We start from the raw sequence: 16,771 nt of genomic DNA on the forward strand, positions 1-16,771 counted from the left end.
CCAAGCAATGTCAGATACGGTTCTCGTCCTCAACTCCGGATCGTCGAGCATCAAGTTCGGCCTGTTCGGGCTGTCAGCGGTCGACCCCGCTCTGCTCTGCAAGGGCCTGCTCGACGAGCACGAGGCGAGGCCGCGGCTCGTCGTGAAGAATCCGGCAGGCGAGACTCTGTTCGAAAAGCAACAGACGGGATCGGATACCGACAGCAGTCATCTGTTCGCCGACGTGCTCACCTTCATCGAGAAACATTTCGGCCAGCACCGCTTGCGCGCCGTAGGCCACCGCATCGTTCATGGCGGCTCGGACCACTCCGGCCCGGTCGAGCTGACGGATGATGTCTACGCGGGGCTGGAGGCGCTGACACCGCTTGCGCCGCTGCACCAGCCGCGTTGTCTCGAGCCGGTCCGCACCATCAACGCGATCCGGCCCGACCTGACGCAGATCGCCTGTTTCGATACCGCCTTTCACCACGGCCTGACGCCGCCAGCGAGCCGCTTCGCCATCCCAACGCGCTATGAGCAGCGGGGCATCCGACGCTACGGCTTTCACGGCCTCTCCTTCGAGTACGTCGCGGGCCGTCTCGCCGAGATCGCACCCGAGCTTGTCACGAACCGTACCGTCATCGCGCATCTCGGCAATGGCGCGAGCCTGTGCGCGCTGCGCAACAGCCGCAGCGTGGACACCACGATGGGGCTCACCCCGCTCGACGGGCTGGTGATGGGCACGCGCTGCGGCTCGATCGATCCCGGTGTCCTGCTCTATCTGCAACAGCACGAGAAGATGTCCGTCGAGGCCGTCGAGCACCTGCTCTATCAGGAGTCAGGCCTGCTCGGTGTCTCCGGCATCTCTTCGGACATGCGCGAGCTGCTTGCGAGCGGCGAGGCCGCGGCGCGGGAGGCCGTCGACCTCTTCACCTTCCGTGCGGCGCAGCAGGTCGCGGTGATGGCAAACACGCTGGGCGGATTGGATTGCCTGGTGTTCACCGGCGGCATCGGCGAACACAGCAAGGAAGTCCGGGCAGGGATCGGCGAACGTCTCGCCTGGCTTGGCGTGCACATCGATGCCGTTGCGAACGATGACACGCGCGAGCGCATCGGCAACAGCGACAGTGCCGTCGACATCTTCGTCATTCCGACCGATGAAGAGCTGACGATCGCGCGGCATTGCGCGGCGGTGCTGCGAAGGCCTCAGTGAGTGCCTGACAGGATCTGGACGCAGCCGATCACGACCTCGATCACGATCAGCACGACCACGGCCACTTCAAGGCGCAGCGAGCGCTGGGTGTCGATGATGTCGGTCAGCGCGTTCGCCGTCGCCGACACGGCGGTGAGCTTGCGCTCGAGCGTGTCGAGACGCTCCTTCAATTCATACTCGTCTTCGAGACGCGCATAGAGCCGGTCGAGCTCCGGCTTCTCCCAGAGCACGTCGGGTTTCTCGGCAACGGCAACGCGACCGGCCACGCGTTGCTGGACAAGCAGCGCATTGCCGATCAGTCGCAAAATGCCGTTGCGCCGGCGCGGGGTGCGGCCGCGTTCGGCGAGCTCCCGCGCGAACGGCTCGATGACGTCGAAGACCGCGGCGACACGTCGCTCGTCGCGAGCCAGCGACGTGCTCTTGGCGAGCGCGTCCGCAACCAGTAGCAGCCGGTCGTCGGAGAATTTTGCCAGGCAGATCGGCCCGCCCGGCTGGATCGCCTCGGCGCTTTCGTCGTGGCAGAGCTGCGCCTGCGCGGTCTCTTCCTCGTAGGGGCTGAACTCGCCGATCACCCGCGGCTTCAGGTTGTCGATGAGGACCTTCTCCTCCGACGGCAGCAGTCCGATCAGCACCACGACGCCGTAGCGAAAGATCACGGCAAGACCGGCATGGACGCGGAAGGCGGCCGGCGTCGACGAGACGATCGCGCCGATCTCGAGGCCGGAGGCATTGATGCGGTCACCCAGCATCAAGGCGCGTATCCGCAAGGTCGGCGCGGCGTCCTGTTTCGGCGACGTTGGCGTCGTGCCAACGGAAAGTTGATCGGCGTTCACACGAATATCCTGTTTGATAGGGCCTCTGTCCGTCATTGCAGGTTTTTCCTGTCCAGGCCGCCGATCGAGACGTCGATGCTTGCGATCGTGTAACCGGCCGATGCTCGACAATCGCGGCGGCGATATCCGGTTTCCTACGGGCTTTTGCGCGGGCGCGGAAACATTCGGCAACATGGCCACCCCGCACGCGACACATTTGGCTGTGATGGCTCGGTGGTTTACCATCGTACGCTGAACCGCCGCCGAAAAGTTTGCGCTCGGCAGCGCCGCGTGTTTATGACAACATCATAATTTGCTACGCTTCTCCCGAAATTGAGACCCTGAAGCCTCAATCATGCTGAGCGTCATCATACCGACCGAAGGCGTCGAGCAGACGGCGGTCGCAACTCTGGCCGCGCTGGTGCCCGGCGCCGCTGCGGGGATCATCCGGGAAGTTCTCCTGGTCGATGGCACCCGCAACGGCGTCATGGAGCGCGTTGCCGACGTCGCAGGCTGCCGCTTCATCGGCTTCGACGGATCGTCGCAAGGCGCCGCGCTCGCCGCCGGCGCGCTCCAGGCCCGCTCGTCCTGGCTGATGTTCCTCCCCGCGGGTGCCGTGCTCGAAACCGGCTGGATCGAGGAGACCACCCAGTTCATCCAGAGTGTTTCGGCCAGCGGCCGGGATCGCGCGGCCGTGTTCCGCTATGCGCGCTCGCCTTATGCCGAGACCGGATGGCGCCACGTTCTCCGCGCCGTGGCGCGCAAGCTCATCGGCCCGCTCGGCGATCAGGGACTTTTGATCGCGCGTGATCATTATGACCGGATCGGCGGCTACCCGCCCCAGGCCCGCCGTTCCGAGGCGCGCCTGCTGCGGCGGCTCGGCCGCTCCTCCCGGACCATGCTGCGCAGCCGGATTGTCATGGTGGGGTGAGCCACCTGATACTTGCCAAAGTCAAATAACTCATTGACAATGGCAAGTATTGAGGTGTCCCATGGCGGCAAGCCCTTCGTCCGACCAGGTCTCCGATAACCAGGTTCAGGCGGTTCGCGCCTTCAACCGCTTCTACAAGCTCGGCGTGCTCGACCAGCAACTCCTAAAAAGTCCGTTCTCGCTGAGCGAGGCGCGCGTGCTGTACGAGCTCGCGCAAGGCGGCGAGCAGTCGGCCAAGGAGATCGGCATCGCGCTCGGGCTCGATCCCGGCTATCTCAGCCGCATCGTGCAAAGCTTCGACGAGAGCGGGCTGATCGTACGCAAGCCGCTCGCAACCGACCGCCGGCAGTACCAGCTCAGCCTGACCGCGAAGGGCCGCCGGGCCTTCGCCAAGCTCGAGCGCGTGACGCAGGAGGGCGTCGCTGCGATGCTGCGAGCCCTGCCCGGCGAGGACCGCAGGCGGCTGACCGGCGCGATGGAGACGATCGAGCGGCTGCTCGGCCTGCCGCGCACGCCAGCCCCGCGCGCGATCTTGCGCGATCCCCGCCCCGGCGACATGGGCTGGGTGGTGCAGAGCCACGGCGCGCTCTATGCCGGCGAATACGGCTTCGACTCCGGCTTCGAGGCGCTGGTGGCCGAGATCGTCGCGAAATACATGACATCCTACGATCCCTCGCGCGAGCGCTGCTGGATCGCCGACATCGACGGCCGCCCGGCCGGCTCGGTGTTCCTGGTCAAGGCGAGCGACGACGTCGCCAAGCTGCGCCTGCTGCTGCTCGATCCGGCGGCGCGCGGCCAGGGCCTCGGCCAGCGGCTGGTCGCCGAATGCGTCACCTTCGCGCGCGCCTGCGGCTATCGCCGGATGACGCTGTGGACGCAGAGCAACCTGATCGCCGCGCGAAAAATCTACCAGGATGCCGGCTTCAAGCTGGTCGCGACCGAACCGCACCGCAGCTTTGGCCAGAACCTGATCGGCGAAACCTGGGAGCGCGATCTCTGATGCGTCAGCGGCACCAGCCTGCGCGCCGTGTCACTGGAGAGCTCGTCGAACTCTACCAGCGCCGGGCGCGGCGGCTGCACGCGGAGGCTTGCCGGAATTTGTGGCGGGCAGTGTGGAGTTCGCTGCGGCGGAAAATCTAATCGAGAACGAACGCTGAGATGCTCATTGCTGTGCCCTCGCCCCTTGTGGGAGAGGGCAGCGACGCAGGTAGACACAAGCTCTCTGGGGTGAGGGGTTGTCTCCACATCTTCCGTGCCGAGCGAGACCCCTCATCCGGCGCTTCGCGCCACCTTCGCCCACAAGGGGAGAAGGGAAGAAAGCGCGCTTAAACCGTCGCGCCCTGCGCCTTCGTGCGCCGCAGATGCTCGTCCAGCCGCGGCATGATCTCGACGAAATTGCAGGGGCGCGTGCGGTAGTCGAGCTGGCTTGCGAGGATGCCGTCCCAGCCGTCGCGGCAGGCGCCGGGGGAGCCGGGCAGGCAGAAGATGTAGGTCGCGCCGGCGACGCCGGCGGTGGCGCGGCTCTGGATCGTCGAGGTGCCGATCTTGGCGTGGCTCAACATGTGGAATGCGATCGAGAAGCCGTCCATGCGCTTCTCGAACAGCGGCTCGATCGCCTCCGGCGTGACGTCGCGCCCGGTGAAGCCGGTGCCGCCGGTGGTGACGACGACATCGATGCCGGCGTCCGCGATCCAGCGGCGAATGACGGCGCGGATCGCCTCGACGTCGTCGGTGACGATCTCGCGCCCAGCGAGATGGTGGCCTGCCGCCGTGATGCGGTCGGCGAGCGTCTGGCCAGACTTGTCGTCGGCGAGCGCGCGCGTGTCGGAGACCGTGAGCACCGCGATGTTGAGCGGGATGAATTGTTTTGCTTCGTCGATGGATGCCATGACTTCACTCCTGCTTCCCCAACCACCGCCGTCATCCTGAGGTGCGCGCCCTTGCGCGCCTCGAAGGATGGGCCGGGGGGCTCGCCATCCTTCGAGGCTCGCCAAATGAGGCGAGCGCCTCAGGATGACGCCTACAACCAGTCTACAACGCCCCGCCGCCGAACGTGTTGCAGGCCTGCACCGTGCCCTGCTTGTAGCCGGTCATGAACCATTGCTTGCGCTGCGCAGCCGAGCCATGGGTGAAGGAATCAGGCACGACGCGTCCCGTGGCCTGACGCTGCAGCGTGTCGTCGCCGATCGCGGTCGCCGTGGTCAGCGCGGCGTCGATGTCGCCGGCTTCGAGAAAGCCCGGACGCTTCTTCTCCTCGCGGTTGACCCAGACGCCGGACAGGCAGTCGGCCTGGAGTTCCACCTTCACCTGCAACGCATTGGCCTCGGCCTTGCTGCCGGCCTGCTGCTGGAGCCGCGTCACCCGCGGAATGATGCCGAGCAGGTTCTGGATGTGATGGCCCGCCTCATGCGCGATGATATAGGCCGCGGTGAACTTGCAGGCATTGCCGGAGCAGCCGCGAAAACGCGTCTCGACCTCGCGGAAGAAGCCGGTGTCGAGGAAGATGGTGCGGTCCGGCGGACAATAGAACGGTCCCATCGCCGACTGCGCCATGCCGCAGCGGCCGCCATTGGTGGCGTTGCGGAACAGCACGATCTTCGGCCCGGTGTAGTTCTGGCCGCTGGCCTGGAATATATCGCTCCAGCGATCGTCGATCTCGCCGAGCACGCCAGCGATCATGCTGCCCATCTCGTCGGTCGGCGCTCCGCGCTTGGCGTTGGAGGACGACTGGCGGTCGGTCTGGTAGGTCGGCGCCTGGTTGCCGCCGGTGAGGATCTCGGCGCCACCGATCAGGATGCGCGGATCGATGCCGAAGGCGTAGCCGATCAGGCCGAGCACGATGACGGTGCCGATGCCGAGCCCGCCGCCCCCCATGGGCAGGCCGAACCCGCCCCTCCACCGCCGCCGCCACCACCATCGTCGCGACGATCCTCGACGTCGTCGCTGCGGCGGAAATCATCGTAGCGCATGGCGGCTTCCCTCGGTCCTTGATGGCATCACTTGGGCGTTTTGGGCACAAGGGCGCGAAAGCTCGACGCGCCACACACATAAAATTTCCATTGCGTTAATCAATATCCCGCTCGGCAAAAATTGCCTAGTGCGACAGCGTGCCGGTGCCAGCAATTTTTTCCGGGGTCGTGCAGTTTTTTCCGAGAGAAATTTGGAGTCTTTTTGGAGCTCTGGCTGCTCCCGCGACGCGAAGAAGCGCGAAATGCACTGTAAAACACGACGAATGCGCGCAACGAGCCACGCGCAACGCGCAACGCGGCGCCTGCTCACAAAAGTAGCGGGTTAAGTCGATTTTTACTTTGCCGCTTCAATGTAACGGCCAGTCGGTTGTTTGGTCCCGCGTCGCCGACAGCGTCGCCTGAGTCAGAGTTCTTGAGTCATGGTAGAGTCGCGTCGCGGGGCGTCTGCAAGGGCGCCCCGCACAAATTTCGAGTCTCCCGCGCATCGCATCATTCTCGGCGATTGCGTCGCCGAGATGTCGAAGCTTCAGGCCGGTTCGGTCGACCTCGTGTTCGCCGATCCGCCCTACAATCTCCAGCTCAAGGGCGATCTCAAGCGCCCCGACGAATCCCATGTCGATGCCGTCGATGACGACTGGGACAAGTTCGATTCGTTCTCGGCCTATGACGATTTCACCCGCGCCTGGCTGCTCGCCTGCCGTCGCGCGATGAAGCCGTCGGCGACGATCTGGGTGATCGGCTCCTATCACAACATCTTCCGCGTCGGCGCGATCATGCAGGACCTCGGCTTCTGGCTCCTGAACGACATCGTCTGGCGCAAGACCAACCCGATGCCGAATTTCCGCGGACGCCGTTTTACCAATGCGCACGAGACCATGATCTGGGCCGCGCGCGACGAGAAGGCCAAGGGCTACACGTTCAACTACGAAGCACTGAAGGCGGCGAACGAGGACGTGCAGGCACGTTCCGACTGGCTGATCCCGCTCTGCACCGGCGACGAGCGCCTCAAGGGCGCCGACGGCAAGAAGGTGCACCCGACGCAGAAGCCGGAAGGCCTGCTCGCGCGCGTGCTGCTGTCGTCGTCAAAGCCCGGCGATCTCGTGATCGATCCCTTCAACGGCACCGGCACCACCGGCGCGGTCGCAAAACGCCTCGGCCGCTCCTATATCGGCTTCGAGCGCGATAAGATCTATGCCAAGGCCGCCGAGGCCCGCATCGCCGCGGTCGAGCCGCTGCCGGACGAAAGCCTCGCCCCGTTCATGACCGCGCGCGAAGCGCCGCGGGTCGCGTTCTCCGAACTGATCGAGCGCGGCATGATCATGCCCGGCACGAAACTGTTCGACGCCAAGAAGAAGCTCGGTGCGCTCGTGCGTGCCGACGGCGCCATCATGTTAGGGGACAAGGTCGGCTCGATCCACCGCATGGGTGCGGTGGCGCAGGGTTCGGCCGCCTGCAACGGCTGGACCTTCTGGCACATCGAGACCAAGAAGGGTCTCAAGCTGATCGACGAGCTCCGCGCCGAAATCCGCGCCGGCATGGCGGCGGGGTAACCGCTTCCGATATTGCCGGTCTTTTAGGGTGGGCAAAGGCGCAAAGCGCTGTGCCCACCTCTCGCCACGCCTCAAACAGACGTGGTGGGCACGCTTTGCTTTGCCACCCTACGGCCGCTTGAATGAGACCACTCTGGGGATTAGATTTCACCCGTTGGTTCTCGTCTGGATCGGCCGGCTCCCATGCGACGACATCCCGAGACATTTCTCCTCGTGCCGCTCCTGCCGATCTTCCTGGTCGGCATGTTTCCGATGTTCCTGATCGGGCTATTGGGATTTTTCGGCCTCGCCATCTTCGGCGTGCTCGTCGTCTGCGTCGGCCTCGCCAGCAGCAACGAGGCCCACGACAGCTTTAATCACGACGTCATCGTTCACGGCTATGGGCGAGGATCGGAACGCGCCACGCAAGCGTCCAACATGCACACGGCGACGCGACTGGCCTTGCGGCTCGAGGCTGTCGGCGCTGCCATGATCATCGCGGCGGCGATCGGCCTCGTCTACGCCGGCTGATCTGCGCGGCGCGCAGGTGCCGCCCGGCAAAGTCGCCGGTTGCGCCCCCGGACCAGGTTCAGGCAAGAGAAGGTCGCCTGCGGCAATGATGCGGCGTTCGCTCTCGACAAGAGGAATTGGGGAGACAAACATGCTCAAATTCTATTTCAACGGATCGCCCAACCCGACCAAGGTCGCACTTTATCTTGAAGAGTCCGGCCTGCCCTTCGAGCCGGTGGCCGTCGACACCCGCAAGGGCGAACAGTTCACGCCGGCCTATTTGAAGATCAATCCAAACGCCAAGGTGCCGGCGATCGACGACAGCGGCACGATCGTTTTCGACTCGAACGCCATCCTGCTCTATCTCGCCGAGAAGACCGGAAAATTCCTGCCGGCCGCCACTGTGCGCGGCGAGACGCTGTCATGGCTGATGTTCATCGCCACCGGCCTCGGCCCCTATTCGGGCCAGGCCGTGCACTTCAAGCACTTCTCGCCCAAGGACCAGGACTACGCGCATAACCGCTACCAGTTCGAAGGCCACCGCCACTACCAGATCCTCGACGACCACCTCGCTGGGAAGCGCTACATGGTCGGCGACAGCTACTCGATCGTCGACATGGCGTTGTGGGGCTGGGCGCGCATGGCCGCCTTCGTGCTCGGCGAGGACGCGCCGGCGAAATATCCGAATGTGAAACGACTGGTCGACGAGATCTCGGCACGGCCGGCGGCGGCACGCGCGATCGCACTGAAGGACAAGTTCACCTTCAAGGCCGAGATGGACGACGAGGCCCGCGGCAACATGTTCAAACACATGACGACGAAGGTGGCCTGATCCCGCCGCACCACTGTTTCAGGTCCACGCGCATGCGCGTGGACCTTTGCTTTTAGGACGTCCGCGCCGTCAGGCGGCGTGGACCGAGTTCAGGAATTTGCTGACCTCGAGCTTGAGGCGGTTGCTGTCGGCCGACAGCGAGCGCGCCGCCGACAGCACCTGCGAGGAGGCCGAGCCGGTTTCCGAAGCGCCGCGCTGCACGTCGCCGATGTTGGTCGAGACCCGCTGGGTGCCGTGGGCCGCTTGCTGGACGTTGCGGGAGATTTCCTGCGTGGCGGCGCCCTGCTCTTCCACGGCGGCGGCGACCGTCGACGAGATTTCCGACAGACGCTCGATGGTGCCGCTGATCTCCCTGATCGAGCCGACCGACTCCTCCGTCGCGGCCTGGATGCCGGAGACCTGCTGGGCGATCTCGCCCGTGGCCTTGGCGGTCTGCTCGGCAAGCGCCTTGACCTCCGAGGCGACCACGGCAAAACCGCGGCCGGCCTCGCCCGCGCGCGCCGCCTCGATGGTGGCGTTCAGCGCCAACAGGTTGGTCTGGCCTGCAATCGTGCTGATCAGCTCGACCACGTCGCCGATCCGGGCGGCGGCCTTGGAGAGCTCGCCGACCCGTTCGTTGGTCCGGCTTGCCTGAGACACGGCCTCGTTGGCGATACGCGCCGATTCCTGCACCTGGCGAGCAATCTCGCTGACCGAGGAGGAGAGCTCTTCGGTCGCGGACGCGACCGCCTGCACGTTGGCGGTGGCTTCCTGAGATGCGGACGCCACCTCGGTCGAGAGATCCTGAGCGCGGGCGGCAGTCTGGGTCAGCGTGCCCGCGGAAGCTTCGAGCTCGCTCGATGCCGATGACACGGTATCGACGATCTCGCCCACCGCCTGCTCGAACTGATCGGCGAGCTTGACCATGTCGGCCTTCCGGCTCTCCGCCTGCCGCGCCTCGACCTCCACCTGCTCGTCGCGCAGGCGTTCGGTCTCGACCATGCTCTCCTTGAACACCTGGATCGCCTTCGCCATGTCGCCGATCTCGTCAGCCTTGCCGCGTCCGGGAATCTCGACCGCGAGATCGCCGCCGGCAAGGGCGCCCATCGCGCGCGTCATCGAGGTCAGCGGTCCGACAATGCTGCGGGCGATCAGGAACGCGACGATCAAGCCGAACAGGATGGCAAGACCCCCGGCGATCTCCTGAACCGACGTCGTGCCGGCGATCACCGCTTCGGCGGTGGTGCGCGAATCGCGGTAGTCTTTCTTCAGGGTAGTTTCGGCGACCTTGAGCCTGCCGATGCTGTCGGCGATGAGGGGCGCAAGGTTCTTGTGGTAGATCTCGTCGGCCTGGAGCATCGCGGCGGATGTCGTCTCGAATGCGGACTTGTAGATTCCGAGCGAGGTCTTCACCGGCACGATCGCAGCTCGCAGCTCCGCCGGCGGGGAGCCCTTTTCGATCGCTGCGAGCCGTTGCGCTGCCCTGTCGGCATTCGTCCTGAAATTCGCAGGTCCCTTGGTGTCGCGCATGGCCAGGAAACGCCAGTTTGCGATTTGAACAAGAAGGACCCTGGATTCGAGGTCCGCGACAAGGGCCGTGGTGTCTTCATCGGCGGATGCGCGCGCCGCATCGACCAGCTTGCCCATCTTGACGGTCAGCTCGTCGCCGCTGGGCAGCAGCGTCGCCTTACCCGTTCTCGCCTCATTGACGGCATCCCCCAGATTGTCACGCAGGGTCCGCATCTTTGCTATGTCGCCGATGAGACCGTCGTAGAGCTTTCGCCGCTCCTCCGAGAGCGTCCCCTTGGCCCCGACCTGCAACAGCTCGGTCACTGCGGTCTCCCGTTCCGCGGCCTCCCTCATCGCAGGTTCGCTGCCGTCGTAAATGTATCGCAGGTTTGCCCGCTGGATCGCCTGCAGATGGGTCGATATCTCCAGGACCCGCGCGGTGCTGTCCGAAAGTGCGGATTGTCTTGCGACCTGATCCTGGACAGCCCACAGATTCCAGACCGCCGTCATGGCCATGGCGAATCCAACCACTACGAGAGCCGTAAACCCGGCGTAAAGACGTCCCCTGATCCGCAAACGAAACTTCGGCATTTCCAGTGTCCACCCAGAAGCAAGAAAATTAGGGCAGCCGAATGCCTCCCGGTATTCGCCATCAGCCGCCCACGCAGCCATGAGGATCGCGCCTTGGATCACTCATGCTGCAGAGCACACAATGGTCGACACTCCTTAATCGTATCCTTCTTTTTTTCGCACGAGCTTCTGGAAAGCAGACGAAATCTGCTGATTATGTAAGCAGATGCGCAGACTCTCGCGGCATCGCGACGACAGGCCGCGCGTGCCGGGCGGCCACCGCGTTGCTCTTCAGAGCGGTTAGCTCGTGGCGCGGAGGGCCGCTTGCGGAAACGGCCCCAGCGCCTTCTCTGTGAGGATCGAGTCGCAATATTCCCTGATCTCCTTGATCTTGCCGTCCTCCAGGCGAAACACCAGGCAATAGTCATTGTCGTAGCGCACGCCTTCGGGCGTGACGTTGTCACCCTTGGCTTCCACCACGACGATGTCGCCATCGGCGATAAAGCGGTGGGCGACCGTTCGCGTCCGGTCGGCCAGGCGGGTGCGCACATAGCCGTGCAGGTCGTTGACGATGGACTGCTTGCCCGAGAACGTCCGCGACCAGGAATATTGCCCGGTCACGATCCATTTGGCGTCGTCGGCAAGGCTTGCGGTGAACAGCGCGCGGTCGCGCGCGGCGGGATCCGGATTGGCGGCGGCGGCAAAAATATCCTGCATCAGTTTCTTGTTGGCTGCGGCGCTCATGGCGTCATCTCCGTTTGGTGACATCACGGAGATCATCACTGCTGGATTAGAATTCTTCAAATCGATAGCCGGTATGATATCTATTCACCCCATGAATTTGAACTCGCTCGACCTCAATCTGCTCACTGCACTGGACGCGCTGCTGCGCGAGGCCAATGTCAGCCGCGCCGCCTTGCGGATCGGGCTGTCGCAGCCGACTGCGAGCCACGCGCTCCAGCGCCTGCGCAACATTTTCGGCGATCCGCTTCTGGTGCGCACCGGTGCGCGGATGGAGCTCACGCCGCGGGCGCTAGCCCTGCGCGCGCCGTTGGCGCAGGCGCTCGACCAGGTGCGCGGGCTGTTCGTTCCCGAGGAATTCGACGCCGCGCGCAGCGAGCGGCAATTCCGGCTGATGATGCCCGATCTCGCGGTCGAGCTGCTGATGCCGCCGTTGATGGAGAAGGTCACGCGGCTTGCCCCAACGTCCGCATCGACGTCGTGCCGTGGCGGGGACCCGCGATCTTCCACGCCGAGTTCGCCCGCACCATCGACCTCGTGATCTCGATCGGCAACGCGTTCAAGGGCTTTCACCGCCAGTTGCTCTACGCCGACAGCGATGCGCTGGCAGTGCGGCGCGGCCACCCTCAGGGCGCGAAGCTGAAGCGGCGCGAGACCTTCCTCGCCGCGCGCCATGTCGGCGTGATCATCCGCGGCCAGCCAGAGGACCTGATCGACACCTGGCTGCACGCCAAGGGTATCGAGCGGCACATCGCGCTGGTCGTGCCGGGCTATCTCGAAGCGCTTCACGTCGCCGCCCGCACCGACCTCGTCGCCTTCGTGCCGCGCCGGCTGATTGCAGCGTTGTCGCGGCAACTCAGCCTCGCCACGGTGATACCGCCGCTCGACCCCGGCATCGACGAGCAGTTCATGTTCTATCCGACCCGCGCGCAGATGGATCCTGGGTCGATCTGGCTGAGACGGTTGATGCTGGAGACGGGACGGGAGCTGGACAGAGAAAAGCGGCGTGCCGTGTAGAACGCAGTTTCAAAAAATTCAGTGTCGTCCCGGCGAAGGCCGGGACCCATAACGCTAGGGAGGAGTTTGGCGAAGACTGGTCGTTCGGTACTCCTATCGATCGCAATCGATAGATTCCGCGGTATGGGTCCCGGCCCCCGTGCGCAATTGCGCACTAGGCCGGGACGACGGCGGAGAGTTACTTACTCACGCCTTCTGCGCGTCCATCACCTTGCGCACGGCGGGGCGGTCGGACATCCGCTTGAAATGGTCGGCGACCTTCGGGGTGGCGTTGATATCAACGCTGTCGCCTTCGAGCCATTGCGAGATGGTGAAGAGATAGGGATCGCAGATCGTGTACTGCTCGCCCATCACCCAAGGCCCCCTGAACATCTTCTGCTCGATCAGCGCGAAGCAGCCGCCCACGGTCTTCGGGATCATTTGCTTCATGTCGGCGAACGAGCTCTCTTCCGTCGCCCAGCGCGCGCCGCGCATCTTGTGCGCATGGGCGATGTGCACGGTCGAGCAGAGATAGGAGTTGAACGACTGTACCTGCGCGAAGGCAAAGGGATCGTCGAACGGCGCGAGCTTCGCCTTGGGGAAGGTCTGCGCGATGTAGGCCAGCATCGCCGGCGTCTCGGTCAGGACGCCACGATCGGTCACCAGCGACGGCACGCGCGCCTTCGGGTTAATCTCGAGATATTCCGGGCTGTTCTGCTGATTGGCTTTGAAGTTAAGCTGTTCGGCCGTGTAGTCGGCGCCGACCTCTTCCAGGGTGATATGGGTGGCGAGCGCGCAGGTGCCGGGGGCGGTGTAGAGCTTGAACATGGCGGACCTCATGGGAAAAGCGGAAATTAGCGGCCGGCCGCCGCCGCGTCCATAGGGCTCTCTTCGCAGTTGCCCACGGCCGCCCCGCCGTGCGAAGACGCCGCCAATCGGAGGGGATTTGTCATGACGGTACTCATCGCCGGTGGCGGCATCGGCGGGCTGACGCTTGCGCTCAGCCTGCACCAGATCGGCATCCCTGCAAAGGTGTTCGAGAGCGTCTCCGAGCTAAGACCGCTCGGCGTCGGCATCAACGTGCTGCCGCATGCGGTGCGCGAGCTGATCGAGCTTGGCCTGATGGACAAGCTCGATGCCAACGGCGTGCGGACCTGCGAGCTCGCCTATTTCTCCAAGCACGGCAAGCCGATCTGGAGCGAGCCGCGCGGGCTGGAGGCTGGCTATAAATGGCCACAATTCTCGATCCATCGCGGCACGCTCCAGCACCTCCTGCTCGACACCGTGATCGAGCGGCTGGGACGCGAGAACATCCTCACCAGCCATCATCTGACCGGCTGGAATGAGACGGCCGACGGCGTGCGTGCCGACTTCGTCGACAAGGCGACCGGCAAGGCCGCCGGGTCTTATGAAGGCGCGATCCTAATCGCCGCCGACGGCATCCATTCCGCCGTGCGAGAAAAGCTCTATCCGCAGGAGGGACCGCCGATCTGGAACGGCCGCATTCTGTGGCGCGGTGTCACGCCGTCAAAGTCCTTCCTCAGCGGTCGCACCATGATCATGGCCGGCCACGAGATCTTGAAATTTGTCTGCTACCCGATCTCGAAACAGCCGGATGCGGCGGGCAACCACCTGATCAACTGGGTCGCCGAGCGCCACATGCCGCCGACCTATCAGTGGCGCCGCGAAGACTATAACCGCACCGCGCGGCTCGAGGAGTTTCTGCCCTGGTTCGAGAGCTGGCAGTTCGACTGGCTCGACGTGCCCGGGCTGATCAGGAACTGTCCACACGCCTACGAATACCCGCTGGTCGACCGCGATCCGGTGTCGCAATGGACCTTTGGCCGCGTCACGCTGATGGGCGATGCCGCGCATCCGATGTACCCGATCGGTTCGAACGGCGCCTCGCAGGCAATCCTCGATGCCCGCGTCATTGCCTGCGAGATTCAGGCGCATGGTCCGACGAGCGTGGCGCTGACGGCCTATGAGGCCGAGCGGAGGCCGGCGACCACCGATCTCGTCCTGCTTAACCGCAAGAACGGCCCCGAGCAGGTGATGCAGCTCGTCGAGGAGCGCGCGCCCGACGGCTACAAGGTCGTCACCGACGTGTTGTCGCAAAAGGAGCTGGAGGACGTCGCTGCCAACTACAAGCGCGTTGCGGGGTTCCAGGTCGAGGCGCTGAACGCGAAGCCTGCGATCGTGAGCGCGGATGCGAAGCGCGCCAGCGCTTGAGAGTTAGCTGATCATCGAGCCGTAAGCTCCGCTTCACCTCGCCCCGCTTGCGGGGAGAGGTCGGATTGCATCGAAGATGCAATCCGGGTGAGGGGGAGCCTCCGCGGTTCGTCTGTCACCGTGACCGCGGAAACGCCCCTCACCCCTCCCTCTCCCCGTAAGAACGGGGAGAGGGAGAGAGAAATAGGCGTTCGCCTCACGCCTCACCGCACCACCCTCGCCGCCTCCAGCAGCCGCTCGCTCGCGGTTGCGGTGGCCAGCACCGTACCGTCTTCAGTCATCAGCTTGGCTTCGACGAAGGCGATGGTCTTGCCGAGTTGCGTCACCGTCGCCTCGGCGATGATCGGACCGGGCTTTGCGGGCGCCAGAAAATTCACGGTCATGCTGATGGTGGTGGTGTAGAGCCGGCCCTCGCTCATCACGAGGACGGCCGGGCCCATGGTGTCGTCGAGCATGGCCGAGAGCATGCCGCCCTGGATGAAGCCCGCCGGGTTGCAGAATTCAGGCTTGCCCTCGAAGGCGAGCTTGATCCAGCCGTCCTCGGGACGGGCATCGAGCAGGCGCCATCCCAAAAGCTCGGCGCAGGGCGGCCTTCGAAAGTTGTCGAGCGCGGTCTTGACCATGCGAACCTCCGTTGCCGTCAGCAGATAGCGTAAGCCTGCTGACAACATCGTGTCAGCAGTCGATACGCCGCAGCGCAACACTCCTGGGAAATACGGAAAGATGTGCGAATGAGGTTTCAGTCCAGCGCGTGGGCGATCGCCTTGCGCATGACGTTGGGCAGCGCTTCGTCGGCAAGGGTGGCGATCGGTACCCAGCGCATGCCTTCCGGTGCGCGTGTGCGGGCTTCGGCCTTCGCCGTGTAGACCACCAGCTCCAGCGGAAAATGCGTGAAGACGTGGGTGACCACGCCGAGCTTGCGCTGCCAGCGCGAGAGCCCCTTCAGCTCGGGCGCTTGACGCTTCGCAGTCGTGTCATCCTGTCCGGCGAGCCAATCCGAGCCCGGCACCTCAGTCATGCCGCCGAGCAGGCCCTTTTCCGGCCGCGAGCGCACCAGGAGTTCGTCGCCCCGCGTGACGACAAAGGCGGCGCCGCGCCGCAACGTTCCGCTCTTCTTCGGCGCCTTGCGCGGAAAACTCTCCTGCGTGCCTTGCGCGCGTGCTGTGCAATCATCGTTGAGCGGGCACAGCGAGCAGGCCGGTTTTTTCGGCGTGCAGATCGAGGCGCCCAAATCCATCAGTGCCTGCGCGCTATCGCCGGCGCGACACGTCTCGTCGCCGGCGCGAGAATCCGCGAGCAGCGTCGCCGCCAGTTGCTGGATCAGCGCCTTCGCCTGCGGCAGCTCCTCCTCGACAGCGAACAGGCGCGACATCACCCGTTCGATATTGCCGTCGACCGGCATGGTGCGGCGATCGAAGGCGATCGCCGCAATTGCGGCTGCCGTGTAGGGCCCGATCCCCGGCAGCGTGCGCAGGCCTTCCTCGGTGTCGGGAAACGCGCCGCCATGGTCGCGCGTCACCGCGACCGCGCAGGCGTAGAGGTTGCGCGCGCGGGAATAATAGCCGAGCCCGGCCCACATCCGCAGCACGTCATCCAGCGAGGCCCGGCCGAGCGCCGTGACATCGGGCCAGCGCGCGACAAATTTTTCGAAATAGGGTCCGACCGCTTTCACCGTGGTCTGCTGGAGCATGATCTCCGACAGCCAGACGCGATAGGGGTCCGACGTCTCGCCCGGCGCCGCCCGCCACGGCAGCCTGCGGCGGTGGCGGTCGTACCATTGGAGGAGCACCAATGGGCGCGACGGGGCCTCCGACAGCACTGGTTCCGACTTGGCCTTGAGGGCGGATTTGGGGCTCATGCGGCTACTGTAACGGCGTCGTGCCGATCTCTCCACGTCATGCCCGCGCTCATCGCGGGCATCCACGTCTTTCTTCGCGGCGAGGAGCCTGTGGCCCGCGCCCCGGAGTGC

14 protein-coding genes and 2 pseudogenes are annotated in these 16,771 nt (G+C 64.8%); 8 read left to right on the forward strand and 8 right to left on the reverse strand.

Going from position 1 to position 16,771, the window contains the following annotated elements; all coding sequences use genetic code 11:
• Positions 1-7 precede the first annotated feature (7 nt).
• Complete coding sequence (locus tag IVB18_RS37505; protein ID WP_247985283.1) at positions 8-1,192, forward strand: acetate/propionate family kinase; 1,185 nt, start codon at positions 8-10, stop codon at positions 1,190-1,192.
• Here IVB18_RS37505 and IVB18_RS37510 read toward each other — a convergent pair.
• Positions 1,186-2,025, reverse strand: coding sequence for an RMD1 family protein (locus tag IVB18_RS37510; protein WP_247985284.1), 840 nt, complete (start codon positions 2,023-2,025; stop codon positions 1,186-1,188). The two genes, IVB18_RS37505 and IVB18_RS37510, sit on opposite strands and share 7 nt — an antisense overlap.
• 334 nt (positions 2,026-2,359) lie before the next feature.
• Here IVB18_RS37510 and IVB18_RS37515 point away from each other — a divergent pair, with 334 nt between their 5' ends.
• Positions 2,360-2,935, forward strand: a complete 576-nt coding sequence (locus IVB18_RS37515) for a glycosyl transferase (protein ID WP_247985285.1) — start codon at positions 2,360-2,362, stop codon at positions 2,933-2,935.
• Between the two features lie 61 nt (positions 2,936-2,996).
• Entirely contained in the window at positions 2,997-3,935 is a 939-nt protein-coding gene (locus IVB18_RS37520) for a helix-turn-helix domain-containing GNAT family N-acetyltransferase (RefSeq protein WP_247985286.1), read from the forward strand.
• 325 nt (positions 3,936-4,260) lie between these two features.
• Here IVB18_RS37520 and moaB read toward each other — a convergent pair whose 3' ends face one another.
• Together moaB and IVB18_RS37530 are read right to left on the reverse strand one after the other, a co-directional pair.
• Complete coding sequence (moaB, locus tag IVB18_RS37525; RefSeq protein ID WP_247985287.1) at positions 4,261-4,824, reverse strand: molybdenum cofactor biosynthesis protein B; 564 nt, start codon at positions 4,822-4,824, stop codon at positions 4,261-4,263.
• 142 nt (positions 4,825-4,966) lie between these two features.
• A pseudogene (locus IVB18_RS37530) lies at positions 4,967-5,904 on the reverse strand (neutral zinc metallopeptidase).
• A 419-nt stretch (positions 5,905-6,323) separates the two neighbouring features.
• Here IVB18_RS37530 and IVB18_RS37535 point away from each other — a divergent pair.
• From IVB18_RS37535 to IVB18_RS37545, 3 genes are all read left to right on the forward strand, one after another.
• A complete protein-coding gene (locus IVB18_RS37535) occupies positions 6,324-7,454 on the forward strand; it encodes a site-specific DNA-methyltransferase (RefSeq protein WP_276581202.1) in 1,131 nt (376 codons plus the stop codon).
• A gap of 183 nt (positions 7,455-7,637) precedes the next feature.
• Entirely contained in the window at positions 7,638-7,964 is a 327-nt protein-coding gene (locus IVB18_RS37540; RefSeq protein ID WP_247985289.1) for a hypothetical protein, read from the forward strand.
• A 130-nt stretch (positions 7,965-8,094) separates the two neighbouring features.
• On the forward strand, positions 8,095-8,775 hold the full coding sequence (locus IVB18_RS37545) for a glutathione S-transferase family protein (RefSeq protein ID WP_247985290.1): 681 nt from the start codon (positions 8,095-8,097) through the stop codon (positions 8,773-8,775).
• Between the two features lie 69 nt (positions 8,776-8,844).
• Here IVB18_RS37545 and IVB18_RS37550 read toward each other — a convergent pair whose 3' ends face one another.
• Entirely contained in the window at positions 8,845-10,854 is a 2,010-nt protein-coding gene (locus IVB18_RS37550; protein WP_247985291.1) for a HAMP domain-containing methyl-accepting chemotaxis protein, read from the reverse strand.
• A gap of 279 nt (positions 10,855-11,133) precedes the next feature.
• Positions 11,134-11,577 carry a nuclear transport factor 2 family protein gene (locus IVB18_RS37555; protein ID WP_247985292.1) on the reverse strand — a complete coding sequence of 148 codons (444 nt, stop codon included), beginning with the start codon at positions 11,575-11,577 and terminating at the stop codon, positions 11,134-11,136.
• 91 nt (positions 11,578-11,668) lie between these two features.
• Here IVB18_RS37555 and IVB18_RS37560 point away from each other — a divergent pair.
• Positions 11,669-12,591 (forward strand): annotated as a pseudogene (locus IVB18_RS37560) (LysR family transcriptional regulator).
• A 186-nt stretch (positions 12,592-12,777) separates the two neighbouring features.
• Here IVB18_RS37560 and IVB18_RS37565 read toward each other — a convergent pair.
• Complete coding sequence (locus IVB18_RS37565) at positions 12,778-13,398, reverse strand: glutathione S-transferase (protein ID WP_247985293.1); 621 nt, start codon at positions 13,396-13,398, stop codon at positions 12,778-12,780.
• A gap of 123 nt (positions 13,399-13,521) precedes the next feature.
• Between IVB18_RS37565 and IVB18_RS37570 the strand changes: the two genes are divergently transcribed.
• The gene (locus IVB18_RS37570) at positions 13,522-14,802 is read left to right on the forward strand and encodes a flavin-dependent oxidoreductase (protein WP_247985294.1); all 1,281 of its coding nucleotides are present in this window, start codon (positions 13,522-13,524) and stop codon (positions 14,800-14,802) included.
• Between the two features lie 203 nt (positions 14,803-15,005).
• Here IVB18_RS37570 and IVB18_RS37575 read toward each other — a convergent pair whose 3' ends face one another.
• Positions 15,006-15,425 carry a PaaI family thioesterase gene (locus IVB18_RS37575; RefSeq protein ID WP_247985295.1) on the reverse strand — a complete coding sequence of 140 codons (420 nt, stop codon included), beginning with the start codon at positions 15,423-15,425 and terminating at the stop codon, positions 15,006-15,008.
• A gap of 116 nt (positions 15,426-15,541) precedes the next feature.
• A complete protein-coding gene (gene mutY, locus IVB18_RS37580) occupies positions 15,542-16,660 on the reverse strand; it encodes an A/G-specific adenine glycosylase (protein WP_247985296.1) in 1,119 nt (372 codons plus the stop codon).
• Positions 16,661-16,771: the final 111 nt, after the last annotated feature.

Source organism: Bradyrhizobium sp. 186 (assembly GCF_023101685.1).
In the GTDB taxonomy this organism is placed as follows: domain Bacteria; phylum Pseudomonadota; class Alphaproteobacteria; order Rhizobiales; family Xanthobacteraceae; genus Bradyrhizobium.